Source organism: uncultured Roseobacter sp. (assembly GCF_947493125.1).
Classification (GTDB): domain Bacteria; phylum Pseudomonadota; class Alphaproteobacteria; order Rhodobacterales; family Rhodobacteraceae; genus Roseobacter.
Genome location: NZ_CANLQB010000007.1, coordinates 80476 through 106966, shown reverse-complemented (window position 1 = coordinate 106966; position 26491 = coordinate 80476). Strand labels below are relative to the sequence as shown.

Genomic DNA, 26491 nt, shown 5'->3' with positions numbered 1-26491 from the left:
GGGGACGGACATGACCTTGGTTTTGGAAGGGGTGTCTAAGACCGTCGGTGGGGAGACCCATATTTATCCGACGGATATTGCGCTCCAAAAGGGCACGATGAACGTGCTGCTGGGGCCGACGCTGTCGGGGAAGACATCGCTCATGCGGTTGATGGCAGGCCTTGATGTGCCGGCGACCGGGCGAGTCATCTGGAACGGGGATGACGTCACCGGTATGCGTGTTCAGGATCGCAAGGTTGCGATGGTCTACCAGCAGTTCATCAATTATCCGTCGATGACGGTGTACGACAATATCGCTTCGCCGATGCGGTTGCTCGGACAGTCGCGAGACGAGATTGACCGCCGGGTCCGAGAGACGGCCGATCTGATGAAGCTGACACCGATGCTCGACCGCAAGCCTTTGGAATTGTCAGGCGGCCAACAGCAGCGCTGCGCGCTGGCACGGGCGTTGGTCAAGAATGCTGGTCTGGTTCTTCTCGATGAACCACTTGCAAACCTCGACTATAAGCTACGTGAAGAACTGCGTGCGGAAATCCCGAAAATCTTCGAAGAATCTGGGTCCATCTTCGTCTATGCGACGACGGAACCTGAGGAGGCGCTCCTTCTTGGCGGCAATACCGCGACTTTATGGGAAGGACGGGTTACACAGTTCGGCCCGACACCGTCTGTCTACCGCAAGCCGGTAAATGCGACGACCGCGCGGGTGTTCTCGGATCCGCCGATGAATTTTCTCCATATCACGAAGAGTGGCGCGGTGCTGTCTTTCGGCGATGGACAGACCGTTGATGCACCGCCAAGCGCGCACTCGCTGCCGGATGGCGCCTACACCGCAGGATTCCGACCCAATCATCTGGAACTAAGTCCGCACGCGACAGGCGCGATGTCCTTCAAGACAAAGCTAACAGTGACCGAAATCACGGGGTCGGAGACTTTTGTGCACCTCGATCACCATGGCGAGCGCTGGGTCGGCCTTGTGCACGGCATACAAAGCCTGACACCGGGCCAAGATCTGGAGGTCTACCTCGACCCTGCGCATGTGTATCTTTTCGGGCAAGACGGCGATCTGGTCGCTGCGGCGCCCTACGCAGAGGCGGCATAATGGCCAAGATCACGCTCGACAATCTGGCGCATTCCTATTTGGCTGCACCCAAGTCAGAAGACGACTTTGCTCTGAAAGAGCTCAACCATGACTGGGCTGACGGCGAAGCCTATGCGCTTCTGGGCGCCTCCGGCTGCGGCAAGTCCACTTTGCTCAACATCATTTCGGGTCTGCTGCATCCAAGCCAGGGGCGCATTCTCTTCGATGATCAGGATGTGACCCACGCGCCCACAGCCGAGCGCAACATCGCGCAGGTGTTCCAGTTTCCGGTGGTCTACGACACGATGACCGTGCGCGATAATCTGGCCTTTCCGCTGCGCAACCGTGGGGCCGACCCTGGCTACATCGCACAACGGGTGCAGCAGATCGGCGCGATGATCGGCATGGAGGCGGAGTTGGATCGCAAGGCGCGCGGGCTCACCGCAGATGCCAAGCAAAAGATCAGTCTCGGCCGCGGCATGGTGCGCGAGGACGTGAATGCGCTGCTTTTTGACGAGCCGCTCACCGTGATCGACCCGCATATGAAGTGGGAGCTCAGGACACAGCTGAAGTCGCTACATCACGAATTCGGCCACACGATGATCTATGTGACGCACGACCAGACGGAGGCGCTGACCTTCGCGGATAAGGTCGTTGTGATGTATGACGGGCGTGTCGTTCAGATCGGGACACCGGAGGAGCTGTTTGAGCGACCCGCACATACCTTTGTGGGCTATTTCATTGGATCCCCGGGTATGAATGTTTTCGATGCCGAGATCGACGGCGCAACCGCTCGCATTGCCGGAGCCGAAGTCCCGCTGGGCGCGGGATATGCGCCGCAGGGTGGCAAGCTGCAGGTCGGTGTCCGTCCAGAGTATGTCAAAGTGACCGCTGGTGATACAGGTTTGCCGGCGCGCGTCCTGCGCGTTGAAGATGTTGGCCGGCATAAGATCGTGCGGCTCGAGATCGACGGCACGCAATTCAGCGCAATCGCGGGCGAAGCCGATGTCATTCCCGAAACGAATCCGCACGTCACCTTCGATCCCAACGGGATCAACGTCTACGCCGACGATTGGCGCGTCGCACCAGAGGGGGAGGCCGCCTGATGAACAAGACAGTCAATCAAAAGGCGTGGTTTCTCGTCTTGCCGGTTCTGGTCCTCGTGGCTTTCTCGGCCGTGATCCCGCTGATGACCGTGGTGAACTATTCGGTGCAGGACACCTTCGGCAACAACCAGTTCTTCTGGGCCGGGCTCGAATGGTTCCGCGAGATGTTGCAGGACGACCGCATGTGGGATGCGCTGTGGCGGCAGCTGATGTTCTCCGGCATCATCCTGGCGATCGAGATTCCGCTGGGCATCTTCATTGCGCTGAACATGCCGAAGTCCGGCTTCTGGGCGTCCTTCTGTCTTGTGGTGATGTCGCTCCCTCTGCTCATTCCGTGGAACGTGGTCGGCACCATCTGGCAGATCTTCGGCCGCGTGGACATTGGCCTGCTGGGTTACACTCTGAACAAGATGGGGATTTCCTATAACTACACACAGGACGTCTTTGCCGCCTGGGTCACCGTGATTGTGATGGATGTCTGGCACTGGACCTCGCTGGTGGCGCTGCTGGCCTATGCCGGGCTGCAATCGATCCCTAACGCCTATTATCAGGCGGCCAAGATCGATCAGGCGAGCCGTTGGGCCGTGTTCCGCTACATCGAGCTGCCCAAGATGGCGGGTGTGCTGATGATCGCGATCTTGCTGCGCTTCATGGACAGTTTCATGATCTACACTGAGCCGTTCGTTGTGACTGGCGGCGGGCCGGGCAGCGCCACCACCTTCCTGTCGATTGACCTCGTGAAGATGGCGCTGGGGCAGTTTGATCTTGGACCAGCGGCGGCTTTCTCGATCATGTATTTCCTGGTGATCCTGCTGATTTCCTGGGTGTTCTACACGGTCATGACCAACCTCGACAAAAGGGATGGCGTCTGATGTCCGATACCACCATTCAAGCGCCCGGCGCCGGTTCTCTGCCGGGCAGGATGACCAAGAGCGAGGTCAAGATTGCTCGTCGCAAGAGTCCGCGCATCAACCGCTCGGCCATCGTCATGGGGCTTTACCTGCTGTTCCTGATGCTGCCGATCTACTGGCTTCTGAACATGAGCCTGAAGACGAACACCGAGATTGTGAGTTCGTTTTCGCTCTGGCCGCAGAACCTGACATTCCAGAACTACATCAAGATCTTCACGGATGAGAGTTGGTACATCGGCTATATCAACTCGCTGATCTATGTGGTGATGAACACAGCGATCAGCCTTGCTGTGGCGCTGCCTGCGGCTTATGCGTTCTCGCGCTACAGCTTCATGGGCGACAAGCACCTTTTCTTTTGGCTGCTGACAAACCGCATGGCCCCACCTGCGGTCTTTGCGCTGCCGTTCTTTCAGCTGTATTCCTCGGTGGGCCTGTTTGACACGCATATCGCTGTGGCGCTTGCACATTGTCTTTTTAACGTACCGCTGGCGGTCTGGATCCTAGAAGGCTTCATGCGCGGCGTGCCCAAGGAGATTGACGAGACGGCCTATCTCGACGGCTATTCATTCCCGAAGTTTTTCGTAAAGATCTTCATGCCGCTGATTTCCTCAGCCATCGGTGTGGCGGCATTCTTCTGCTTCATGTTCTCATGGGTGGAACTGCTGCTCAGCCGGACGCTCACGACCGTGGATGCCAAGCCCATCGCCGCGATCATGACCCGAACCCAAGGGGCGGCAGGCATCGACTGGGGCGTGCTGGCGGCTGCCGGTGTGCTGACCATCGTGCCGGGGGCATTGGTGATCTACTTCGTGCGCAACTACATCGCGAAGGGCTTCGCCCTGGGGAGGGTGTGATGGAGGAGCAGGAGGTCAAAGCTGCTGTTCGAAAATATTTGCGATCCATGATTATCCCGGCAGTTGCAGTTGTTGGGATTGTGGGCGGTGGTGTGGGCTTTCTGCTTACGCGGATAATAACCACGCAAGCCAATACACAAGCGACTCAACTTGTACTGGCAGACATGGGAGAGATCGCCAGGCAAACTGCAAGTGCCAAGTTCAGGGCTGAGGAGGCTGCAAAGTCCCTTGTCAAAGCGCAAGAGCAAAGCATGCAGACTGCCGAGCGGTTGGAGTCTTTCGAACGGCTTGTAGCTGTTGGTGACGCAATTGATGGAATTGAAGCGAAGGTAGTGCAGATTCTCAAAGAGGATCCGATTTTCATAGACAGTCTAGTGGGTGAGTGGTTTCCGGTAGACTCGATGGTTTTTGGTCGAAGCTATGAATCCTGCCCATCTGGTTGGGCGCAAGCGGGTAGATACGCTTTTGACATTGCCGATGGAGACGATCAACTGATCAACGAGTTTGGATTTAAAAACCTCGAAGATACAACAAGATCTTTTACCAAACACAACACCTTCACTCTTTTCGGTTGCATCAGGAGATCAAATTAATGGCCTGGATGGCATGGACCGTACCGACCGCAATTTTCTTTGGCGTGATCGCTTGCCTGTTGATCACCTTCACAATTCTCGCCATCAAATACCCCGAGACGCCCCGCGTGGGCATCTTGAGGATCGAAACAACACGGGGTGATCGTTTGTTCATCACGCTGTTGGGCTCAGCCTTCATCAATCTGATCTGGCTGGGCCTGGAAGTCGCACCACAGCCCTATGCGCTGCTGGCGTGCCTTGTCTACGCCGTGGCGGTGTTCCGCTGGGTGTAGCTTCGGGAAGATCGAGCCGCGCGGATCACGGGCGGTTCGGAAAAATAGTTCAATAACGTCTTGGGAGGACACTCATGAACTTTTCACTACGATCCACCACGGCCATGGGTGCCTTGGTCACATCGCTGATGGCGATGCCGGCCTGGGCCGATATGGACGCGGCCATGGAATTTCTCGACAATGAAATCGGAGGTCTCAGCGTTCTGAGCCGCGAGGAGCAGGAAGCGGAGATGCAATTCTTCGTGGATGCGGCTGCTCCGTTCCAAGGTATGGAAATCAAGGTCGTCTCCGAGACCATCACCACGCACGAGTATGAAAGCCAGGTGCTGGCCCCGGCCTTCACCGCGATCACCGGTATTCAGGTCACGCACGATCTGATCGGCGAGGGCGATGTGGTCGAAAAGCTGCAAACGCAGATGCAGTCGGGCGAGAACATCTATGACGCCTATGTCAACGACAGCGACCTGATCGGCACGCACTGGCGCTACCAGCAGGTGCGCAACCTGACCGACTGGATGGCCGGTGAGGGCGCGGATGTGACCCTGCCCACGCTGGATGTGGAAGATTTCATTGGCACCAGCTTCACCACCGGGCCGGATGGCAAGCTCTACCAGCTGCCAACCCAGCAGTTCGCGAACCTCTACTGGTTCCGCTACGACTGGTTCAACGACGAGAAGAACAAGGCCGATTTCCAAGAACAATTCGGCTATGAGCTGGGTGTTCCTGTCAATTGGTCGGCTTACGAAGACATCGCCGAGTTCTTCACGGGCCGTGATCTGAGCCATATGGGTGTCGAAGGCGACGTCTTTGGCAACATGGACTACGGCAAGAAAGACCCCAGCCTTGGCTGGCGCTACACCGATGCGTGGATGTCCATGGCAGGCATGGGCGACGTGGGTGAGCCCAACGGTCTGCCCGTCGATGAATGGGGCATCCGTGTGAACGAGAACTCGCAGCCTACAGGCTCCTGCGTGGCGCGCGGTGGCGCGACCAATTCGCCCGCGGCGGTCTATGCGGTGACCAAGGCGATCGAATGGCTGCAAAAGTACACGCCCCCTGCCGCTGCCGGTATGACTTTCTCCGAAGCAGGTCCGATCCCGGCACAGGGCAATGTGGCACAACAGATGTTCTGGTACACGGTGTTTACGGCCTCAACGGTCGAGCCCGGCTTGCCGGTGATGAACGAAGACGGCACGCCGAAGTGGCGCATGGCGCCATCCCCGCATGGCGTGTACTGGAAAGACGGCCAGAAGATCGGCTACCAAGACGCAGGCAGCTGGACATTGATGAAATCCACACCCGTGGACCGCGCCAAGGCGGCGTGGCTCTATGCGCAGTTCGTGGTGTCCAAAACAGTCGACCTGAAGAAGTCCGACGTTGGCTTGACGTTCATTCGTGAATCGACAATCAACGCCGATCACTTCACCGAGCGCGCCGACAAGCTTGGCGGTCTGGTGGAATTCTACCGTTCACCGGCCCGCCTAGCCTGGTCGCCAACAGGTACCAATATTCCAGACTACCCCAAACTGGCGCAGCTCTGGTGGCAGAACATCGGCGACGCCATGTCTGGTGCGAAGACCGTTCAGGAAGCGCTCGATGCGCTGTGCGCAGATCAGGAGCGTGTGCTGGAGCGTCTGGAGCGGGCCGGTGTGCAGGGTGATCTTGGCCCTGTCATGAACGAGGAACTGGGTGCGGAGCATTGGTTTGCTCAGCCGGGTGCCCCGTTCCCGAAACTAGAGAACGAAGACGAAGAGCCACAAACCGTCAGCTATGACGAACTGATCAAATCCTGGCAGTAAGTCTTTGACCTTTGGCCGGGGCGCGTTCTTGCGCCCCGGCTTTTTCATGGGCAGTCTTGTCCAATAGAATTCCGTGACAGCCGGGGGATGCCATGACCCATATTCTTGCCATTGATCAGGGGACAACATCCTCGCGCGCTATCGTGTTCGACGGAGATATGAAGATTGTCTCCAGTGCGCAGGAGGAGTTCCCGCAGCATTTCCCAAATAGCGGCTGGGTGGAGCATGACCCGGGTGATTTGTGGTCGACCACGGCAGGCACCTGCCGCGCGGCGATCGAGAAGGCAGGGCTTGGCCCAGATGACATCGCAGCGATCGGCATCACCAACCAGCGCGAAACCGTGGTAGTCTGGGAGAAGGCTACCGGCAAACCCATTCACAACGCTATTGTCTGGCAGGATCGGCGCACAGCGGACTACTGCCGCGAGCTGCGTGAGGCCGGGCATGATAAGATGATCACGGAGAAGACGGGGCTGCTGGCCGACCCGTATTTCTCAAGCACCAAGCTGAAATGGATCCTCGATCATGTGGAGGGCAGCCGCGCCCGCGCCCGCGCAGGCGAGTTGCTCTTTGGTACGGTCGACAGCTACCTGATCTGGAAGCTCACCGGCGGGGCGGCGCATGTGACGGACGCGACCAATGCGGCGCGCACCATGCTCTATGACATTCACCACGGGCGGTGGAGCACATCGATCTGCAAGCTCTTCGACATCCCGATGGAGATGCTGCCTGAGGTCAGGGATTGCGCCGCCGATTTCGGGATGACGCGCGCCGATCTCTTTGGCCGTGAGGTCCCGATCTTGGGCGTGGCGGGCGATCAGCAGGCGGCAACCATTGGCCAAGCTTGCTTTGAGCCGGGCATGCTGAAATCGACGTATGGGACCGGCTGTTTTGCGCTGCTGAACACGGGCGATACCGCCGTCACGTCGCAGAACCGCCTGCTCACCACCATCGCCTATCAGTTTGACGGCAAGCCGACCTACGCCCTGGAAGGCTCGATCTTTGTGGCCGGAGCGGTGGTGCAATGGCTGCGCGATGGGCTGAAGATTATCCGGGAGGCGGCGGAGACCCAGCCCTTGGCGGAAAAAGCTGATCCGAACCAAAACGTGGTGCTCGTGCCGGCTTTCGTCGGTCTTGGGGCACCCTACTGGAATGCGGAGTGCCGTGGCGCGACCTTCGGGCTGACGCGCAATTCCGGCCCCCAAGAGTACGCGAAAGCGGCGTTGGAAAGCGTTGGGTATCAGACGCGGGATCTGTTGGAGGCAATGCAAGCCGACTGGAAGGGCGAGGGGGCAGGGGCGACGCTGCGCGTGGATGGGGGCATGTCAGCCTCCGATTGGGCGATGCAATTTCTGTCTGATATTATCGGGGCACCTGTGGACCGGCCTGAAGTGCTTGAGACCACGGCGCTTGGCGCCGCATGGCTCGCTGGTCAACGCGCGGACCTCTATCCGGACATGGCCGGGTTTTCCCAAAGCTGGGCGTTACAGACGCAGTTCACGCCCCAAATGGATGCGACCGACCGAGAGAAAAAATATGCGGCATGGAAACGTGCGGTTGACGCTACGATGCGCTTTTGACGAATACGCGCTTCAATTTCCAAACAGCTGGTCGCGTGGAGTTTGGCCGCGGCGCGGCAGAGCTGGTCTGCGCGGAAACGCTGGCGCAGGGCCGTTCCGTCTTATTGATCCGCGGTCGCTCTGTTGCGTGGGTCGATCAGCTTGTTCAGGATTTGATGGCTAACGGTGCCGAGGTCACCACGGTCGTATGTTGCGAGGAACCATCGGTTGGCATGGTCGAGGACGCGCTCCAGATCGGTCGTGCCGCCGATGCCGATGCCGTTCTCTCCGTCGGCGGCGGGTCTGTGATTGATCTGGGAAAGGCAGTGGCAGCGCTGTTGCCCTGTGGTGGGACCGTGATGGACTATCTCGAAGGAGTTGGCGCGGCGAAACCACTGGGCTTGAACCCATTGCCATTTATAGCTGTTCCGACAACTTCTGGGACAGGTGCGGAAGTGACGCGGAATGCGGTCATCCTGGTACCCGAAGAGGGGCGGAAGGTCAGCTTGAGGGACAATCGCATGCTGCCCGATCTGGCAATCGTCGATCCGGCACTGACCGACCGTGCTCCGCGGGATCAAACGCTGGCGTCGGGGCTGGATGCGCTGACACAGGTCATTGAGCCTTATGTGTCTCATCGTGCCAATCCACTGACCGACGCGTTGTGTCGCGCGGCCATCCCCCTCGGCGCAAGGGCGCTGGCAAAGCTCTCCAGACAAGAAGACCAGTCAGCGCGCGACGATATGGCCTTTGTCAGCCTCGCCGGTGGTCTGGCGCTTGCGAATGCAGGGCTCGGCGCCGTTCACGGTTTGGCGGGTGTCCTGGGTGGACGTGTTGGTGCGCCGCACGGCTTGATCTGCGGCCGTTTGCTCGGCCCTGTTCTCGCCGCAAATGCCGCAACCATGGAAGGCAGTGGCGCCGATGTCAGCCGGTTCAAGGAAATCACGCAGTGGTTGGCGGAAGGATTCGGCCAGTCGGCGGAAACCGTAATTGAACACTTGCCCGTCACCCTGGATGAATGGAGGGTTCCGCGCCTGTCGCAATGGCTCACCGACCAGACCGATCTGGGGGCTATTGCCAAGGAGGCCGCGGGCGCATCGTCTATGAGGGCCAACCCTTGCGTGCTGCCGCCTTCGGCCTTGGTCGACGTGATGCGCGATGCCCTTTGAGATCTAGACGGACGACAACCCCGCATTGGTATTGAGGAAGAACTGCGAAAAGATCGGTCCGCTCGCTGCGCCAATGGCGCGGGCGTTAAAACCAATGTCACCTGCTTCGATGCGAGGGGGCAGCAGGCCACGCGTATCTTGATTGATCAAATAGCGCCGCACCCGGTCCACCAGTTCCGCGCGAACGCCTTCCGGGAAAGCACCGTCGATCAGAATGGCTTCGAAATCTATCACGGAGCAGATCGACAGAGCCGCCTTGGCCAGCTCCTGTGCAGTCTCTCCAACCCACGGATCAACGTGTCGGGCCAGAGTGCTCCAGTCCTGCGGCAACTGCCAGAGCTGTTTCGGGTTCAAGCCCACCTCGACCAGCCGCGCCTCAAGAAGATGCAACGACGCCACGTCGATCAACTGCCGACTTTCGCCGAGGGGTCCCGTGCTGCGCAGTGACCCCAGAGCGCCTGCATTGCCCTGATTGCCTTCGAAAACCGTGTGGTTCAGCACGACTCCTCCGCCAACGAAGGAGCCAATGTAGAAGTAGGCGTAGTCGCGATACTCCTTGCCCAACCCGTAGAGATGTTCCGCTCTGCAGGCGGCTGTCGCGTCATTGCAGACAAAAATCGGCAAGGCGCTGAACTTCGCCACCTCATCTGCGAATTGGATATCCTTCCACAAACTGAAGTCTTCTGCCGCCGGGCCGGACAGGTCGTGCCATTTCCAGAGTTCGAAGGGAGAGGCGACACCAATTCCGCACAACCGGCTTTGTTGCGCAGCCGTCATGTGCTCCATAAGGCTGTCGATTCCGTCTGACAAAAAACCGAATACGACCTCGGGCGATGGATAGGGGTAGGACATATGCAGTTGCCGGAGGACCGCCCCCTTGAAGTTCAGCAGTAGCAACTCGGCGCTTCTGCGTCCGATTTTCAGGCCGAAAGCGAACACGCCTTCCGGCGCCAGATCCATCGGGATTGACGGTTTGCCGACCTTACCCCGCTGGGGTTCTCCTCGCGCCAGCAGCCCGTCGTTTTCCAGTTTTCTGAGGATCACCGATACGGTTTGAGGAGAGAGCCCCGCCATCCGGGCCAGATCGCTGCCGGGCATTGCGCCATGGCGCATGAACATCGAGAGAAGCAGGCGTTCGTTATAGTTGCGCACGCCACGCTGATTCACTCCGATACTCAAACCCTTGACCTTATTGCCATCCATCGGGTCGCTCATATCCTCTATTTACTTGAATATTCTGACTAGGGCCAATTAATAAATCAAGTTTATTTATTTATTGACATGAGGTTCCAAATACTGTGTTTTGGCGAAGACCTGCTGGAGGAAAATTCCGCAGGCGGAGGCGCGCTGGTCGCGTTTCAACAAAAGACACCAAACGTTTCCTTGGGAGGAACACATGAAAAAACTTCTCGCCAGCACGATTCTGGGGATCAGCGCCTTGGGCGCGACGAGCGGCGCGGCTCTTGCGGATGGTCACGGCATCACCGCGTGTCTGATCACCAAGACTGACACGAACCCCTTCTTCGTCAAAATGAAAGAGGGCGCAGAGGCCAAGGCCGCTGAGCTGGGCATGACGCTGAAGTCCTTCGCAGGCAAGGTGGACGGGGACCACGAGACACAGGTGCAGGCGATCGAGACTTGCATTCTGGATGGCGCGAAGGGCATTCTGATCACGGCATCCGACACCTCCTCCATCGTCTCCGCAGTGACGCAGGCGCGCGACGCGGGGCTTCTCGTGATTGCGCTCGACACCCCGCTCGAGCCCATTGATGCCGCAGACGCGACATTCGCGACAGACAACTACAAGGCCGGTGTCCTGATTGGCGAGTGGGCCCGGGCGCAGCTCGGAGATGACGCGGACAGCGCAAAGATTGCCACGCTCGACCTGAATGTCAGCCAACCCACTGTCGATGTCCTGCGCAATCAGGGGTTCCTGGATGGTTTCGGCATTGATCTGGCGGATCCAAACGTCATTGGCGATGAGAGCGATCCGCGGATCGTTGGCAGTGATGTGACTGACGGCAACGAAGAGGGTGGCCGCCGTGCCATGGAAAACCTTCTCGCAAAAGATCCAACGATCAACGTCGTTCATACGATCAACGAACCGGCAGCAGCGGGAGCATACGAAGCGCTGAAGGCGATTGGTCGCGAGAACGAAGTGCTCATCGTGTCCGTCGATGGCGGTTGCCCCGGTGTTCAGAACGTGGCCGACGGCGTGATCGGCGCAACGTCGCAGCAATATCCGTTGCTTATGGCGTCGCTGGGCGTGGAGGCCATCAAGAAGTGGGCGGACGAGGGCGTGAAGCCCGAGCCGACACCGGGCAAAGACTTCTTCGACACCGGTGTGGCGCTGGTGACCGATGCGCCGGCCGATGGTGTCGAGTCCATCTCCGTGTCCGAAGGCAAGGACCTCTGCTGGGGCTAAACAGCTGCGATAACTGGCGCGCGGGATCCCCGCGCGCCACATCTGATCGGGACTTCTGAGGTCCGGTCTGTCATGCTGCAAAAGAGGCATCTGCGCGAAGCCCGAGGACAGGGAGGGGGAGATCTGTGTCTGAGACATCAGGAAAATCTCAAAACTACGAGGCTGATCTGAAGCGGCAGCCGGAGGCAGTGGCCGCGTTCGAGGCGCCACACCGGGGGATCGTCGGGACGGTTCAGCATCTGTTGCACGTCAACCCGTCTCTGGTGCCGCTCATCGTTCTGGTCGCATCAATCCTGATTTTCGGGCTGCTGCTGGGCACGAAATTCTTCTCGCCCTTCGCTCTGACGCTTATCCTGCAACAGGTTCAGATCGTAGGGATTGTCGCGGCAGCGCAAAGTCTGGTGATCCTGACGGCTGGCATCGACCTCAGCGTGGGCGCAATCATGGTGATGTCGTCCGTGGTTATGGGTCAGTTCACGTTCCGCTATGGTATCCCGGTCGAGATCTCCGTTGCCTGCGGGCTGCTCTGTGGCACGCTCATCGGCTTTCTCAACGGCTGGCTGGTTGCGCGGGTCAAGCTGCCGCCCTTTATCGTGACGCTTGGGATGTGGCAGATCGTGCTGGCCACCAACTTCCTCTACTCCGCCAATGAAACCATCCGCTCGCAAGAGATCGAGGCCGAAGCATCGCTGTTGCAGTTTTTTGGCACAACCATCCAGCTTGGCAGCGCGCGCCTGACATTTGGAGCGGTCTTTATGCTCGTTCTGGTCTTCGTGCTGGCCTATGCGCTCAAACACACAGCCTGGGGCCGCCACGTCTACGCCGTTGGAGATGATCCGGAAGCCGCCGAGCTGTCCGGTGTCAACGTCAAACGGACGCTCATATCCGTCTATATGCTTGCCGGGCTCATATGCGCCTTTGCGGGCTGGGCACTGATCGGCCGGATCGGCTCGGTATCGCCGACCTCCGGGCAGTTGGCCAACATCGAGAGCATTACAGCTGTCGTCATCGGAGGGATATCGCTCTTCGGCGGGCGCGGCTCGATCATGGGCACGCTCTTCGGCGCGCTGATCGTCGGGGTCTTCACGCTCGGGCTGCGCCTGCTGGGTGCGGACGCGCAGTGGACTTACCTGCTGATCGGGGTGTTGATCATCGCTGCGGTTGGTGTGGATCAATGGATCAGAAAGGTCTCAGTCTGATGGAACCCATCCTCAAAGGACGCAACCTGGTCAAACGCTATGGCCGTGTCACAGCGCTGGATCACTGCGATTTCGATCTGATGCCGGGGGAGATCCTCGCGGTGATCGGAGACAACGGTGCCGGGAAATCGTCGCTGATCAAGGCGGTCTCCGGTGCGGTCATCCCCGATGAAGGAGAGGTTTTTCTCGAAGGTCGACAGGTGCATTTCACGTCGCCGATCGATGCGCGGAACGAGGGGATCGAGACCGTGTATCAGACGCTCGCCATGTCGCCAGCCCTGTCGATTGCGGACAACATGTTCATGGGACGCGAGATTCGGAAGCCGGGGTTTCGCGGCAAATGGCTTCGGCAACTGGACCGGGCCGAGATGGAACGTATGGCGCGCGACAAGCTGTCGGAGCTGGGCCTGATGACCATCCAGAACATCAACCAGGCGGTTGAGACGCTCTCGGGCGGACAGCGGCAGGGTGTGGCCGTTGCGCGCGCCGCCGCCTTCGGATCAAAAGTTATCATCCTCGACGAGCCGACAGCGGCACTTGGCGTGAAGGAGTCGCGCCGGGTTCTGGAGCTGATCATGGACGTGAAGTCCCGCGGCATCCCGATCATCCTGATCAGCCACAACATGCCGCATGTGTTTGAGGTCGCCGATCGGATCCACGTGCACCGGCTTGGCAAGCGGCTCTGCGTCATCGACCCCAAAGACTACACGATGTCCGACGCGGTGGCCTTCATGACCGGCGCGAAGGAGCCGCCCGCAGCAGACGTGGCGGCGTGAGCCGGACAATCGAGACCCTTGATGCGCTGATTGACGTGATCCGCGCCGCGCCGCGCAAAGCGCAGCGCAGGCTGATTGCCGTGGCAGGCGCGCCGGGCAGCGGCAAGTCAACACTGGCAGATCGGCTTGCAGAGGCGCTGACCGCGAACGAGTGCGCGGCTGAGGTGGTGCCGATGGACGGCTTCCACCTCGACAACACGCAACTGGCCAGGATGGGGCTGCTGGACCGCAAGGGCGCGCCGGAAACCTTCGATGTTGGAGGCTTTCGGAGGTTGGCCGAGGCGCTCGGCGCGGAAACCCCTGTCTACTACCCGCGCTTTGACCGATCCCGCGATATCGCCATTGCCGGGGTAGGGTGTCTGCAAGCCGACTGCGATACCGTGATTGTCGAAGGCAACTATCTGCAACTGGACGCACCGGGCTGGCGCGATCTGCGGTTTCTCTGGGATCTGAGCATCCGCCTTGATGTGTCCATGGAAACTCTGCGCTTGCGTCTGATCGACCGCTGGTTGACCGAAGGTATGCCGCAAGAGGCAGCCGTCGCGCGCGCGGAGGGAAATGATTTGCGCAACGCGCGTCTGGTCGACGAGCAGTCACTCGCGGCGGATATCCTGTTTCGGGAAACCGCGTTGCAGTGCTGAAAAAGGCCGGGGCCGTGCTATTCTTTGGCAAAGCCGCGCCGATCAACCATTGAAGTCTGCGCAAAAATGTGATCGTTAGCGCTAACAAAGCGGGGCCGAATCCGATCGGCGCATGGCAGAAGAAGTTCTGGAGGAAGAAGATGTCTCATTCAGTTGCAATCAACGGGTTTGGTCGTATCGGTCGGGGTGTGCTGCGCGCGCTGGTGGAAAACAAGGTCTCCGCCGTCGAGGTCACCGCGATCAACGACCTGTCGACCCCTGAGACACTGGCGCATCTTCTAAAATATGACAGCGTGCATGGCCGTTTTGACGCAGAGGTCTCCGTGTCGGGTGATGCTCTTGTGGTGAATGGCAAATCCATCACCGTGACCGCGATCCGCAATCCGGCTGAGCTGCCCTGGGACGGGGTCGATGTGGCCATGGAATGCACCGGTCTCTTCACCGCACGGGAAAAAGCGGCGCAGCACCTCGAGAATGGATCGCGGCGCGTGCTGATTTCGGCACCCGGAGCAGGCGCGGATCGGACCGTGGTTTATGGGGTGAACCATAGGGATATGACCAAGGATGACATCGTCATTTCCAACGCCTCCTGCACCACGAACTGCCTGGCACCGGTGGCTTATGTGCTCGACAAAGCGTTCGGGATCAAAACCGGCTATATGACCACAATACACGCCTACACCGGCGACCAGCCATCGCATGACGCGCCGCACAAGGATCTTTACCGCGGGCGTGCTGCGGCTCTGTCGATGGTGCCGACCTCCACGGGTGCCGCCAAGGCGATCTCGCTGGTGTTGCCCCATCTGGAAGGCAAGCTCGAAGGCTCCGCCGTGCGGGTGCCGACGCCTAATGTTTCGCTGGTCGATCTGACCTGCACCACGGAGAAACCGGCCACCAAAGATGAGATCAACGCCGCGATGAAAGCCGCCGCCGAAGGTGAGCTCAAAGGCATTCTCGCGTATGAGACAGATCCGACCGTCTCCATCGACTATAACCACGACCCGCATTCGTCGAGCTTTGCCGCCCCGCAGACCAGCGTCACCGCCGACGGTCTGGTGCGCGTGGTCAGCTGGTACGACAATGAGTGGGGTTTTGCGAACCGGATGATCGACACTGGCCGCAGGCTCGCGGAGCTGTCCAAGACCTAAGCTGCCGTCTGAACCGTCCAGGGACCGAAAGGAACCGAGATGCCCTTGAACGACACGATTGCCCGCGTCACCGACCGGATCATCGCCCGCAGCGAGGGGCCGCGTGGCGACTATCTGGCCCGCATGCAAGCCGCCCGCGTGAAAGGCCCTGCGCGCGGGCATCTCAGTTGCAGCGGACAGGCGCATGCCTATGCGGGTGCGGGCCCGGATCAAGACGCACTGGCCACTGAACAGGCGCCGAACCTCGCGATTGTGACGACCTACAATGACATGCTCTCGGCGCATCAGCCGTTCGAGCGGTTTCCCGATCTGATCCGGGAGGCAGCGCGCGAAGTGGGTGCCACGGCGCAGGTCGCAGGTGGCGTGCCCGCCATGTGTGATGGCGTGACCCAAGGCGAGCCGGGCATGGAGTTGAGCCTCTTCTCCCGCGACCTCATCGCCATGGCGACGGGCATCGCGATGACGCACAACACCTTCGATGCGGCGGTCTATCTGGGTGTGTGCGACAAGATCGTACCGGGGCTGATTATCGCCGCGCAGACATTCGGCCATATCCCGACGGTCTTCCTGCCTGCGGGTCCGATGACCTCGGGCCTCTCGAACGAAGAAAAATCCCAAGTACGCCAGAAGTTTGCCGCTGGTGAGGTCGACCGAGACGCGCTGATGAAGGCGGAAATGGGCGCTTACCACGGTCCGGGCACCTGCACCTTCTACGGCACTGCCAATACCAACCAGATGCTCTTGGAATTCATGGGCATGCACCTGCCCGGCACCAGTTTTGTCACTCCCAATACCGAGATTCGCGATGCGCTCACTAGGGCGGGCGCGCAGCGCGCATTGGCGCATTCGGATCTGGGCGACACCTACCTGCCGGTTTGTGACGTGCTGGACGAGAAGGCCTTTGTGAATGGCATCATCGGGCTGAACGCGACGGGTGGCTCGACGAACCTGCTGATCCATCTGGTTGCCATGGCGCGCGCAGGCGGCATCCTCCTCGACTGGCAGGACTTCTCCGATCTGTCCGAGGTGACGCCACTGCTCGCGCGGGTCTATCCCAACGGCCTGGCGGATGTGAATCATTTCCACGCCGCCGGAGGCTTGGGCTACATGATCCGTGAGCTTCTGGGCGCGGGTCTTCTGCATGCAGACACAAAGACTGTCGCTGGTGGTGGGTTGGAGGCCTATACGCGGGAACCCAAGCTCAGAGATGGTGCGCTGGTCTGGGAAGAGGGCGCGCCGCACAGCTTGAACGAAAAGATCCTGCGGCCCGCGTCAGACCCGTTCCAGCCAACGGGCGGCCTGAAACGCATGAGCGGGTCCCTTGGCAACGCTGTCATGAAGGTCTCTGCCGTGAAGCCAGAGCATCAGATCGTCGAGGCGCCCGTGCGCGTCTTCCACGATCAGGAGGAGGTCAAGGTCGCCTGCCGCGCGCAGGAGATCACGGAAGATACAGTCGTTGTGGTGCGCTTTCAGGGCCCGAAGGCCAATGGCATGCCCGAGTTGCACAGCCTGACGCCGCTTCTGAAGAACCTGCAGGCGCGGGGGATCAATGTGGCACTGGTCACCGACGGGCGCATGTCAGGCGCCTCGGGCTCCGTCCCAGCGGCCATCCACGTCAGTCCCGAGGCTCTGGACGGCGGTGCGATCTCCAAACTTCAGGATGGTGATATCCTCCGCGTGGACGCCACAACCGGCGAGCTTGAGATCAAGACGCCGGGTGTGCTCGACCGCGAGCCCGTCCGCGCCAATCTCGGCGCGAATGAATTCGGTCTGGGTCGTGAACTCTTTGCACAGTTCCGCCGGTCTGTCGGGACCGCTGACACCGGCGCCAGCGTGCTCTTCTAGGAAAGGACATCCGATGACCCCGCAAGAGGCCAGCAAACGCGCTCGCGAGATTTGCAGGTTGGCACCCATCGTGCCGGTGCTCGTCGTGAAGGAGGCCGCGCATGCCCGACCCCTGGCCGAGGCCCTCGTGGCAGGCGGCTTGCCTGCGCTGGAAGTCACGTTCCGCACACCTGCCGCTCTCGAGGCCATTTCGGAGATGGCGAAGGTCAAAGGCGGTGTCGTGGGGGCGGGGACCCTGGTCAGTCCCCAGGACGTGAAAAACGCAAAGGCGGCAGGCGCCACCTTCGGTGTCTCCCCAGGGGCGACCGAGGCTCTGCTGGAGGCTTGCGAGGCCGAAGGCTTGCCGCTGCTTGCGGGCGCTGCGACCGCGTCTGAGGCGATGCGGCTGTTGGAACGCGGCTATGATGTCCTGAAGTTCTTTCCTGCTGAAGCCTCAGGCGGTGCCCCCGCGCTCAAGGCTATCGGTGGACCTCTGCCGCAAATCAGCTTCTGCCCGACGGGGGGCGTCAGCCCGAAGAATGCGCAGGAGTATCTCGACTTGCCGAATGTCCTTTGTGCCGGAGGCAGTTGGGTTGCTCCGTCCGATCTCGTTGCAAGCGGGGATTGGGCCGGGATCGAGGCGCTGGCGCAAGACGCATCGAAACTGAAGGCGTAGATCAAGCGATTGGTGATGCGGAAGGAGAGCCGGACCATGATCATCTGCTGCGGTGAAGCCCTGATCGACATGATCCCGTCGACCACCGTCGATGGGCGCAACTGCTTTACGCCGCATGCGGGTGGCGCGGTCTTCAATACCGCCATAGCGCTTGGACGCCTGGGGCAGGAAACCGGGTTCGTCACCGGCCTTTCGCAAGACCTGTTCGGGATGCAGCTTTCCGAGGCACTGGTTGAAAGCGGGGTGGATTGCAGCCACGTGATCCGCTCGCCACTGCCCACAACGCTGGCCTTTGTGCAACTGACCAACGGCCAGGCCCGCTATACGTTCTACGACGAAAACACGGCTGGACGCAGCCTGACCCCGGACCAGCTCCCCGATCTGCCGGACGCTGCAGCGGCGCTCTATTTCGGTGGCATAAGCCTGATCAGCGAACCCTGCGCCGAGTTCTATGCCGCTCTCGCAGAGCGGGAGGCACCGCGTCGTCTGATCATGATTGATCCAAATATTCGCGCGGCGTTCGTGAAGGACGCAGCGCGCTACCGCGCACGTCTTGATCGCATGGTCGCCGTATCGGACATCGTGAAGGTCTCTGACGAGGATCTTGATTGGATTGTGCCCGATGCGGCCGGCCTCGAGGACAAGGCCAGGCGCCTCTGTGCAGCCGGGCCACAGGTGGTCATCGTCACCCGGGGCTCGGAAGGCGCGTCTGCCATTCTTGCCAATGGCCCGGTCGTGAACGTGCCCGCCGAGCGGGTCGCGGTCGTGGACACTGTCGGGGCAGGAGATACGTTCAACGCGGGAGTGCTCTCCAAACTCGCCGAGGATGGCCTTCTGTCCAAATCCAAGAGGTCCGAAATCGACCCCGCAGCACTGACCCGCGCCTTGGCCCATGGCGCGCGAGTTGCAGCCGTGACTGTTGCAAGGGCTGGGGCAAATCCGCCTTGGGCCCACGAGCTTTGACAATCACCGCTGTTGTCCTCGATGCAAAACATATATCACCAGAGGAATTGCATAGTCCGATGCCTCGCGCGTCCATGAACCCATAAGTGAAGAGATCCGATGTCTGACATGAGTATTCCCCCGGTAACACCCCAAGATCTCAGCGCGGAAATTCTGCGCCATCTGAAACACTCGCTCGGCAAGGACGAAGGTCACGCCGCGCTCTACGACTGGCGCATGTCGCTGTCACTGGCTCTGCGTGACCGGGTGGTCGATCCGTGGTTTGAGAGTACGCGCAAGACGTATGAGGCCCAAGGCAAACGGGTCTACTATCTGTCGATGGAGTTTCTGATCGGGCGTCTGATCGAAGATGTCGCGGTCAATCTCGGGCTCGATGCAGTGGCCGAAGCAGCGTTGACCGAGCTGGGTCAGGATTATGGCGCGGTCGTTGCGAATGAACCAGATGCGGCACTCGGCAATGGTGGTCTTGGTCGCCTTGCGGCTTGCTTTATGGACTCTCTCTCCACGCTTGGAATTCCCGCTTACGGCTATGGCATCCGCTATGAGCACGGCCTCTTCGAGCAGCATTTCGAAGATGGGGCGCAAATGGAGACTGCAGAAACCTGGCTGGCCCAACGCCATGCCTGGGAGTTCGAACGCCCAGAGGTCAGCTATCCGATTGGGTTTGGCGGTCATGTGGAGGATCACGACGGCAAGCCCGTCTGGCACCCGGCTGAAACCGTCATGGCGTCTGCCTATGATACGCCTGTGATTGGTTGGCAGGGTCGCTGGGCCAACACGCTGCGCCTTTGGTCGGCCAAGCCGACGACGGCCTTTGACCTGGCGAGTTTCAACCGCGGGGACTACATCGCCGCCAGCGCGCCCGAAGCGCTGGCTCGGACGATCAGCCGCGTTCTCTATCCCGATGATACGACGGAGATCGGCAAGGAACTGCGGCTGAAACAGGAGTATTTCTTCACCTCTGCCTCCATTCAGGACCTGCTGCGGCGCTTTCTCAGCGAGGGTGGCGAGCTTTCCGATCTGCCCAACCATGTCGCGATCCAGCTCAACGATACCCATCCCGCGGTTGCGGGGCCCGAACTGGTCCGGCTCTTGATGGACACGCACGGCATGGAAGTGGCGCAGGCGATCAGCACGGCCCGCCGTTGCCTCGCCTACACCAACCACACCCTTTTGCCCGAAGCGCTTGAGCGCTGGCCCGAAGATCTCTTCACCCGCGTGCTGCCGCGCCATCATCGGATCATCCAACTGATCGAAGCGGCCCATTTGGCGGAGACCGACAGCGCCGTGCGCATCATCGAGCATGGCGAGGTGAAAATGGGCGAGCTGGCGTTTGTGATGGCCCATCGCGTGAACGGTGTCTCCGCCCTGCACTCCGATCTGGTGAAGGAGACGGTCTTTGCCGACCTGAACCGCGACTACCCGGGCCGGATCATCAACCAGACCAACGGGATCACGCCGCGGCGGTGGCTTTACTCCTGCAACCCGCCGTTGCGGAGCCTGATCAACGAGACCATCGGCACGTCCTGGCCCGATGATCTGCAACAGCTCGAAGGGCTAAGCGCGCACGCCGGTGACGCGGCCTTCCTTGACAGATTTCAGGACGCCAAGGACGCCAACAAGCGGCGCCTCTCGAACTGGCTCAAGACCCGCGACGACCTCACGATTGATCCCGCTGCAATGTTCGATGTGCAGATCAAGCGCATTCACGAATACAAGCGCCAGTTGATGAACCTCTTGGAAACCATTGCGCTTTGGAATGATATCCATGACGCCCCGAACGCGAATTGGACGCCGCGGGTCAAGATTTTCGGAGGCAAAGCCGCGCCTGGCTATGTTGTGGCGAAGGAAATCATTCATCTGACCAACGATACGGCCAAGGTGATCAACGCGGACCTCAAAACCCAGGGTCTGCTCCAGATCGTCTATCCGGAGAACTACAACGTCTCCATGGCTGAAATCCTGATCCCGGCGGCAGACCTTTCCGAACAAATCTCCACCGCGGGCAAGGAGGCGTCCGGCACAGGTAACATGAAGTTTGCGCTGAATGGTGCACCGACCATTGGCACGCTGGACGGGGCGAATGTCGAGATCCGCGACTGCGTGGGGGCAGAGAACTTCTTCCTCTTCGGACTGACGGCGGCGGAGGTTGCGGCGCGCCGGACAGAGCCGAACTATGCGCGCCGCGCCGTCGAGGCGAGCCCGCGTCTGTCACGGGTGCTGAAGCAAATCGAAAGCGGTGCGTTCTCGCCGTCGGACAAATCGCGGTACAGTGGTCTGGTCCAGGGCCTGCTCGACCATGACTACTTCCTCGTGACCTGCGATTTCGACAGTTACTTCGACATGCAGCGGACCGTGGACATGGCCTTTGCAGATCAAAACAATTGGACCCGGATGGCCGCGTTGAACACGGCCCGCGTAGGCTGGTTCTCCTCCGATCGGACAATCACGGGGTATGCACGTGATATCTGGAACGCCTCGAGCCTGATTGCTTCCCGCGCTTCGCGGAAGGATGTCGCCTAGAAAGGAGCCGCGTTGACACTCACTCCACAGGATACCGAAGCCCTTATCGAAGGCCGTCATGATGACCCGTTTTCCGTGCTGGGTCTCCACCAGATGGCGGGAAAGTGGGTCGTGCGCGCCTATGTGCCGGGTGCAGAGAGCATCGAAGCGGTGGACCCAAAGACAAAACAGCGCATCGTGGCGCTTACGCCCGTCGACGGAGCCCACGGCCTCTTCGAAGGCATCGCCGTGCGTCGAAAGAACCGATTTGCCTACCATTTGAGGATTGCCCGCGACGGACATCACTGGATCGCGGATGACCCCTATCGCTTCGGCCCTGTCATGGGGGATTGGGATGAACATCTGATCGGTGAGGGCACCCATCGCCAGCTCTGGCAGGTGCTGGGTGCGCATGTGATGACCCATGAGGGGGTGCCGGGGACTCACTTCGCCGTCTGGGCGCCCAATGCCTCCCGCGTTTCGGTGGTGGGCGATTTCAACAGCTGGGACGGTCACCGCTACCTGCTGCGTCGTCGCGGTCAGACCGGGGTCTGGGAGACATTCGTGCCCGGCATCGGCGATGGTGAAGTGTACAAATTCGAGGTGCTGGACGGCCACGGCCATCTTCTGCCGCAGAAGGCGGATCCGGTCGGGTTCGGCGCCGAACACCCGCCGCGCACCGGCTCCGTTGTTCGAGACATCCGCAATCATGACTGGGGCGATGCTGCTTGGATGGCCAAGCGTGGCGCGCAACAGCGGTTTGATCAGCCGATCTCGATCTATGAGGTGCACCTCGGTTCCTGGCGCCGGGTACCCGAGGAGGGCAATCGCCCGCTCAGCTATCTCGAGCACGCCGAGCAGCTGGTCTCCTATGCCAAGGAGATGGGCTTCACCCACATCGAGCTGATGCCGATCTCGGAGTTTCCCTTCGACGGCTCCTGGGGTTATCAGCCCGTGGGCCTCTTCGCGCCGACGATCCGCCACGGCACACCCGCCGAGTTTCGTGCCTTCATAGAGGCAGCACATAAAGCAGACATCGGTGTGATCCTCGACTGGGTGCCCGGGCACTTCCCCGAAGATCCGCACGGGCTCGCGAAATTCGACGGCACAGCACTCTACGAACATGCCGACCCGAAGGAAGGCTTCCACCCCGACTGGAACACGATGGTCTTCAACTACGGGCGCGCCGAGGTCTCCAACTATCTGATCGCAAATGCGCTCTACTGGCTGCAGGAGCATCACCTTGACGGGCTGCGCGTCGACGCGGTGGCCTCCATGCTCTATCGCGACTACAGCCGCAAGGAGGGGGAGTGGATCCCCAACAAGGACGGCGGGCGCGAAAACTACGAGGCCATTGCCTTCCTGCAGAACATGAACACGACCGCCTACGGCGAAGTCGACGGCATCATGACCGTGGCCGAGGAGAGCACCGCCTTTCCGGGCGTCAGCGCACCGACCGATGCCGGAGGGCTGGGCTTTGGGTTCAAGTGGAACATGGGCTGGATGAATGACACGCTCAGCTACATGTCCGAAGACCCGATCCATCGCAAATACCATCACTCGAAGATGACCTTTGGGCTGCACTACGCCTTCTCGGAAAACTTCATCCTGCCGCTGAGCCATGATGAGGTGGTGCACGGCAAGGGTTCGCTGCTTGACAAGATGCCGGGGCAGGGGGCGGAGAAATTCGCGAACCTGCGCGCCTACTACGGCTTCATGTGGGGTCATCCGGGCAAAAAACTGCTCTTCATGGGCTCCGAATTTGCCCAAGGTGCCGAGTGGAACCACGACAGCAGCCTTGATTGGCACCTGCTCGACAACGATTTGCACAAGGGCATCCAGACGCTGATCCGCGATCTCAATGCGCTCTATCGGGTGCATCCTGCCCTCTACCAGCAGGATACGACACCAGACGGCTTTGAGTGGATAGAAGAGAACAACGGCGACGAATCCGTTTTTGCATGGATCCGCCACGGCACCGATGGCACGTCGCCGGTGCTGGTTGTCTCCAATTTCACGCCAGTGGAGCGGACAGAACGTCGCATCGGCGTGCCGGAACAAGGCCGCTGGATCGAGCGTTTGAACACAAATTCGGAGTTTTACAGCGGCGATGGTCGCGGAAACTTCGGAGGGGTGGAAAGCGATCAGGTGGCGGCGTCAGGGAGGGCGCAGTCGATCCAGATCACCTTGCCACCCTTGACGACACTCTTCTTCGAATTGGAGCGTGCCTGACGCTTCGATCTGAAGAAGCAAATAAAAACAGAGGGGAGGACATGGATATGGATAGAGAAACCCAGCGGCTTGCGCAGCAAACGATGGCGTTCGTGCTTGCAGGGGGGCGCGGCAGTCGGCTCTACGAGCTGACCGACCGGCGCGCCAAACCGGCAATGTATTTCGGTGGAAAGAGCCGGATCATCGACTTTCCCCTGTCCAACGCGGTCAATTCCGGCATCAGGCGTATTGGCGTCGCAACACAGTACAAGGCGCATTCGCTGATCCGGCATCTGCAGCGCGGCTGGAGCTTTTTCCGGGCTGAGCGCAACGAGTCGCTTGATATCCTCCCGGCCTCGCAACAGCTCGACAATGAGAATTGGTACAAGGGCACAGCGGATGCGGTGGCCCAGAACAAGGACATCATCGAGGGCTACGGCCCCAAATACATCGTGATCCTCGCGGGCGATCACATCTACAAGCAGGACTACGCGCAGATGATCCATCACCACGTGGAGAGCGGCGCAGATGTCACCGTGGGCTGCATCGAGGTGCCGCGCATGGAGGCCACGGGGTTCGGCGTGATGAAGGTCGACACCGAGGATAAGATCCTCGATTTCATCGAAAAGCCCGCCGACCCGCCCGCGATGCCCGGTCACCCGGATCAAGCGCTGGCCAGCATGGGCATTTACGTCTTCGAGACGGAGTATCTCTTCAAGATCCTGGCGGATTGCGCAGAAAAGCCGGATTACAACCATGACTTTGGCGGTGATGTCATTCCTGAGATCGTGAAAAACGGCAAGGCCGTCGCCCATGCCTTCAGCCGCTCCTGCGTGCGTTCGAGCCTCGAGAAGAAGGCCTATTGGCGCGACGTGGGCACGGTCGACGCCTTCTGGCAGGCCAATATCGATCTCACGGATTTCACGCCCGAACTCGATCTTCACGACAACGAGTGGCCGATCTGGACCTATTCCGAGCTCACCGCGCCCGCCAAGTTCATCCACAATGAGGAGGGCAGGCGGGGTCACGCGGTCTCGTCGATGGTCTCGGGCGGCTGTATCATCTCCGGCTCCAGCCTCGATCAATGCCTGCTCTTCACGGGCGTGCGCACGCACTCTTTTTCGCAGTTGAACGGCGTTGTTGCTCTGCCCTATGTGGAAATCAACCGCAATGCGCAGCTGACAAACGTGGTGATTGACAGGGGCGTTGTGATCCCGCAAGGCCTCGTTGTCGGTGAAGATCCGGAGGAGGATGCCAAGCGGTTCCGGCGGACGGCAAACGGCACCTGCCTTATTACACAACCGATGATCGACAAACTGGATCTCTAACGTGAATTTGCTCTTCGTGGCGTCGGAATGTGCGCCTTTCGTCAAGACGGGCGGGCTTGCCGATGTTGTGGGCGCGCTGCCCAAGGCGCTCGCTCCGCTGGGCGTAACCGCGCGGGTCATGCTGCCTGCCTACCCCGCACTTGCCGAGGTCGCAGCCGCTGGTGAAGAGGTCTGGCATCATGCGGATTTGCAGGGTGGGCCCGCGCGCCTTATCGCAGCGAAAGCCGAGGAGATCGACCTCCTTCTTCTCGATGCGCCGCATCTCTATGACCGGCCCGGCAACATATACCTGGGCTCCGACGGGCAAGACTGGCCCGACAATGCTCAGCGTTTTGCTGCACTGTCCTACGCGGCGGCCGAGGTGGCCATGGGCGCGCTTGAAAACTGGCAACCGGATATTGTGCATGCGCATGATTGGCAGGCAGGCCTCGTGCCCGCTTATCTGCATCAATCCGATGCGCCGACACCGCCCTGTGTGCTGACGATCCACAACATCGCGTTCCAAGGGCTTTTCGACGCCTCGCTCATGACCTCGCTGGGCCTGTCGTCCGCGCTCTACACCTCTGAGGGGATGGAGTATTTTGGCCGCATTGGTTTTCTCAAAGCCGGCGTGGTCTTCGCCGGGAAGATCACCACCGTCAGCCCGACTTACGCGCGCGAACTGATGCAGCCCGAATTCGGTATGGGGCTGGAAGGGCTGATGCGGGCGCGGCAGGCGGATCTCTCCGGCATTCTCAATGGTATCGACCTGCAGGCCTGGAACCCGGAAGACGACCCGGCCCTCGAAACGCCTTACTCCGCAAGGCGACTGAAAGCCAAGGCGGCAAACCGGGGCGAGGTGCTCCGGCGCTTCGGCCTTCAACCAGATCTGCAGGGCCCGCTCTTCTGTGTCATCAGCCGTCTGACGACGCAGAAGGGGCTCGACATGCTGCTAGATGCCCTGCCCGCATTGGTGGGGCGCGGCGCGGGGTTGGCGGTGCTGGGCAGCGGCGACAAGGCGCTCGAGGCCGGCTATGTGGCCGCGGCCCATGCGCATCCCGGTGCGGTCGGTGTGATCATCGGTTATGACGAGCCGCTCTCGCATTTGATGCAAGGCGGCAGCGATGCCATTCTGATCCCGTCCCGCTTCGAGCCTTGTGGTCTGACACAACTCTACGGGCTGCGCTATGGCACCTTGCCCGTTGTGGCGCGGACCGGGGGGCTGGCCGATACGGTCATTGACGCGAACGAGGCGGCCCGGGCGGCAAAATGTGCCACCGGAGTGCAGTTTGCACCCGTCACAACCGCAGCTCTGGAGCAGGCCATTCACCGCACCTGCGATCTCTATGCGCAGCCGACCGAATGGGCCGCCATGATGCGCCGTGCGATGCGGCACCCGGTGGGCTGGGATGTCTCCGCTGCCGCTTACCGCGACATCTACGCGGATCTCGTCACAACTGACGCAGCACAGGGGTGAC

Annotated in this window: 22 protein-coding genes; 21 read left to right on the top strand and 1 reads right to left on the bottom strand. The window is 60.4% G+C overall.

Annotation, left to right across the window (positions count from 1 at the left end; genetic code table 11):
* Window positions 1-10 precede the first annotated feature (10 nt).
* The 9 genes from Q1A71_RS15955 to Q1A71_RS15915 all read left to right on the top strand — a co-directional run bounded on the left by Q1A71_RS15955 (window position 11) and on the right by Q1A71_RS15915 (window position 9341).
* The gene (locus Q1A71_RS15955) at window positions 11-1099 is read left to right on the top strand and encodes an ABC transporter ATP-binding protein (protein ID WP_299678398.1); all 1089 of its coding nucleotides are present in this window, start codon (window positions 11-13) and stop codon (window positions 1097-1099) included.
* The gene (locus Q1A71_RS15950; RefSeq protein ID WP_299678396.1) at window positions 1099-2184 is read left to right on the top strand and encodes an ABC transporter ATP-binding protein; all 1086 of its coding nucleotides are present in this window, start codon (window positions 1099-1101) and stop codon (window positions 2182-2184) included. The genes Q1A71_RS15955 and Q1A71_RS15950 overlap by 1 nt, the downstream gene beginning before the upstream one ends.
* Window positions 2184-3056: a sugar ABC transporter permease gene (locus tag Q1A71_RS15945; RefSeq protein WP_299678394.1), complete on the top strand. Its 873-nt coding sequence runs from the start codon at window positions 2184-2186 to the stop codon at window positions 3054-3056. The genes Q1A71_RS15950 and Q1A71_RS15945 overlap by 1 nt, the downstream gene beginning before the upstream one ends.
* 50 nt (window positions 3057-3106) lie before the next feature.
* Window positions 3107-3949 (top strand): carbohydrate ABC transporter permease, encoded by an 843-nt coding sequence (locus Q1A71_RS15940; protein ID WP_299679127.1) that lies wholly within the window; start codon window positions 3107-3109, stop codon window positions 3947-3949.
* Window positions 3949-4542 (top strand): hypothetical protein, encoded by a 594-nt coding sequence (locus tag Q1A71_RS15935; protein WP_299678392.1) that lies wholly within the window; start codon window positions 3949-3951, stop codon window positions 4540-4542. Before Q1A71_RS15940 ends, Q1A71_RS15935 begins: the two co-directional genes overlap by 1 nt.
* Window positions 4542-4814, top strand: a complete 273-nt coding sequence (locus tag Q1A71_RS15930; RefSeq protein ID WP_298917332.1) for a DUF2160 domain-containing protein — start codon at window positions 4542-4544, stop codon at window positions 4812-4814. Before Q1A71_RS15935 ends, Q1A71_RS15930 begins: the two co-directional genes overlap by 1 nt.
* A 74-nt stretch (window positions 4815-4888) precedes the next feature.
* Window positions 4889-6613 (top strand): ABC transporter substrate-binding protein, encoded by a 1725-nt coding sequence (locus Q1A71_RS15925; protein ID WP_299678389.1) that lies wholly within the window; start codon window positions 4889-4891, stop codon window positions 6611-6613.
* 92 nt (window positions 6614-6705) lie between these two features.
* A complete protein-coding gene (glpK, locus tag Q1A71_RS15920) occupies window positions 6706-8193 on the top strand; it encodes a glycerol kinase GlpK (RefSeq protein ID WP_299678387.1) in 1488 nt (495 codons plus the stop codon).
* Window positions 8194-8228: 35 nt separating this feature from the next.
* Window positions 8229-9341 (top strand): iron-containing alcohol dehydrogenase, encoded by a 1113-nt coding sequence (locus Q1A71_RS15915; RefSeq protein ID WP_299678385.1) that lies wholly within the window; start codon window positions 8229-8231, stop codon window positions 9339-9341.
* Window positions 9342-9344: 3 nt separating this feature from the next.
* Here the strand turns inward: Q1A71_RS15915 and Q1A71_RS15910 are convergent, their stop codons facing one another.
* Complete coding sequence (locus tag Q1A71_RS15910; protein WP_299679124.1) at window positions 9345-10544, bottom strand: ROK family transcriptional regulator; 1200 nt, start codon at window positions 10542-10544, stop codon at window positions 9345-9347.
* Between the two features lie 193 nt (window positions 10545-10737).
* Here Q1A71_RS15910 and Q1A71_RS15905 point away from each other — a divergent pair, with 193 nt between their 5' ends.
* The 12 genes from Q1A71_RS15905 to glgA all read left to right on the top strand — a co-directional run bounded on the left by Q1A71_RS15905 (window position 10738) and on the right by glgA (window position 26490).
* On the top strand, window positions 10738-11766 hold the full coding sequence (locus Q1A71_RS15905; protein WP_299678383.1) for a sugar ABC transporter substrate-binding protein: 1029 nt from the start codon (window positions 10738-10740) through the stop codon (window positions 11764-11766).
* A 125-nt stretch (window positions 11767-11891) separates the two neighbouring features.
* Window positions 11892-12965 (top strand): ABC transporter permease, encoded by a 1074-nt coding sequence (locus Q1A71_RS15900; protein ID WP_299678381.1) that lies wholly within the window; start codon window positions 11892-11894, stop codon window positions 12963-12965.
* Window positions 12965-13741 carry an ATP-binding cassette domain-containing protein gene (locus Q1A71_RS15895; RefSeq protein WP_299678379.1) on the top strand — a complete coding sequence of 259 codons (777 nt, stop codon included), beginning with the start codon at window positions 12965-12967 and terminating at the stop codon, window positions 13739-13741. Before Q1A71_RS15900 ends, Q1A71_RS15895 begins: the two co-directional genes overlap by 1 nt.
* The gene (locus Q1A71_RS15890) at window positions 13738-14382 is read left to right on the top strand and encodes an AAA family ATPase (protein ID WP_299678377.1); all 645 of its coding nucleotides are present in this window, start codon (window positions 13738-13740) and stop codon (window positions 14380-14382) included. The genes Q1A71_RS15895 and Q1A71_RS15890 overlap by 4 nt, the downstream gene beginning before the upstream one ends.
* A 140-nt stretch (window positions 14383-14522) precedes the next feature.
* Entirely contained in the window at window positions 14523-15530 is a 1008-nt protein-coding gene (gene gap, locus Q1A71_RS15885; RefSeq protein ID WP_299678375.1) for a type I glyceraldehyde-3-phosphate dehydrogenase, read from the top strand.
* A gap of 39 nt (window positions 15531-15569) precedes the next feature.
* Window positions 15570-17375: a phosphogluconate dehydratase gene (edd, locus tag Q1A71_RS15880; protein WP_299678373.1), complete on the top strand. Its 1806-nt coding sequence runs from the start codon at window positions 15570-15572 to the stop codon at window positions 17373-17375.
* Between the two features lie 13 nt (window positions 17376-17388).
* Window positions 17389-18030 (top strand): bifunctional 4-hydroxy-2-oxoglutarate aldolase/2-dehydro-3-deoxy-phosphogluconate aldolase, encoded by a 642-nt coding sequence (gene eda / locus Q1A71_RS15875; RefSeq protein ID WP_299678370.1) that lies wholly within the window; start codon window positions 17389-17391, stop codon window positions 18028-18030.
* A gap of 36 nt (window positions 18031-18066) precedes the next feature.
* Window positions 18067-18993 carry a carbohydrate kinase gene (locus Q1A71_RS15870; RefSeq protein ID WP_299678367.1) on the top strand — a complete coding sequence of 309 codons (927 nt, stop codon included), beginning with the start codon at window positions 18067-18069 and terminating at the stop codon, window positions 18991-18993.
* 99 nt (window positions 18994-19092) lie between these two features.
* Window positions 19093-21516, top strand: coding sequence for a glycogen/starch/alpha-glucan phosphorylase (locus Q1A71_RS15865; protein ID WP_299678364.1), 2424 nt, complete (start codon window positions 19093-19095; stop codon window positions 21514-21516).
* 12 nt (window positions 21517-21528) lie between these two features.
* The gene (gene glgB / locus Q1A71_RS15860) at window positions 21529-23727 is read left to right on the top strand and encodes a 1,4-alpha-glucan branching protein GlgB (protein WP_299678361.1); all 2199 of its coding nucleotides are present in this window, start codon (window positions 21529-21531) and stop codon (window positions 23725-23727) included.
* 47 nt (window positions 23728-23774) lie between these two features.
* Window positions 23775-25034, top strand: a complete 1260-nt coding sequence (gene glgC / locus Q1A71_RS15855) for a glucose-1-phosphate adenylyltransferase (protein ID WP_299678358.1) — start codon at window positions 23775-23777, stop codon at window positions 25032-25034.
* Window position 25035: 1 nt separating this feature from the next.
* On the top strand, window positions 25036-26490 hold the full coding sequence (gene glgA, locus Q1A71_RS15850; RefSeq protein WP_299678355.1) for a glycogen synthase GlgA: 1455 nt from the start codon (window positions 25036-25038) through the stop codon (window positions 26488-26490).
* The last annotated feature ends 1 nt before the right edge of the window (window position 26491 follow it).

Coding starts and splice junctions, on each gene's coding strand:
- Q1A71_RS15870 (WP_299678367.1), top strand. CDS start 18,067: ATGATCATCTGCTGCGGTGAAGCCCTGATCGACATGATCCCGTCGACC.
- Q1A71_RS15930 (WP_298917332.1), top strand. CDS start 4,542: ATGGCCTGGATGGCATGGACCGTACCGACCGCAATTTTCTTTGGCGTG.
- glpK (WP_299678387.1), top strand. CDS start 6,706: ATGACCCATATTCTTGCCATTGATCAGGGGACAACATCCTCGCGCGCT.
- Q1A71_RS15945 (WP_299678394.1), top strand. CDS start 2,184: ATGAACAAGACAGTCAATCAAAAGGCGTGGTTTCTCGTCTTGCCGGTT.
- Q1A71_RS15865 (WP_299678364.1), top strand. CDS start 19,093: ATGTCTGACATGAGTATTCCCCCGGTAACACCCCAAGATCTCAGCGCG.
- glgC (WP_299678358.1), top strand. CDS start 23,775: ATGGATAGAGAAACCCAGCGGCTTGCGCAGCAAACGATGGCGTTCGTG.
- Q1A71_RS15910 (WP_299679124.1), bottom strand. CDS start 10,544: ATGGATGGCAATAAGGTCAAGGGTTTGAGTATCGGAGTGAATCAGCGT.
- edd (WP_299678373.1), top strand. CDS start 15,570: ATGCCCTTGAACGACACGATTGCCCGCGTCACCGACCGGATCATCGCC.
- Q1A71_RS15950 (WP_299678396.1), top strand. CDS start 1,099: ATGGCCAAGATCACGCTCGACAATCTGGCGCATTCCTATTTGGCTGCA.
- Q1A71_RS15955 (WP_299678398.1), top strand. CDS start 11: ATGACCTTGGTTTTGGAAGGGGTGTCTAAGACCGTCGGTGGGGAGACC.
- eda (WP_299678370.1), top strand. CDS start 17,389: ATGACCCCGCAAGAGGCCAGCAAACGCGCTCGCGAGATTTGCAGGTTG.
- Q1A71_RS15895 (WP_299678379.1), top strand. CDS start 12,965: ATGGAACCCATCCTCAAAGGACGCAACCTGGTCAAACGCTATGGCCGT.
- Q1A71_RS15925 (WP_299678389.1), top strand. CDS start 4,889: ATGAACTTTTCACTACGATCCACCACGGCCATGGGTGCCTTGGTCACA.
- gap (WP_299678375.1), top strand. CDS start 14,523: ATGTCTCATTCAGTTGCAATCAACGGGTTTGGTCGTATCGGTCGGGGT.
- Q1A71_RS15935 (WP_299678392.1), top strand. CDS start 3,949: ATGGAGGAGCAGGAGGTCAAAGCTGCTGTTCGAAAATATTTGCGATCC.
- Q1A71_RS15905 (WP_299678383.1), top strand. CDS start 10,738: ATGAAAAAACTTCTCGCCAGCACGATTCTGGGGATCAGCGCCTTGGGC.
- Q1A71_RS15940 (WP_299679127.1), top strand. CDS start 3,107: ATGACCAAGAGCGAGGTCAAGATTGCTCGTCGCAAGAGTCCGCGCATC.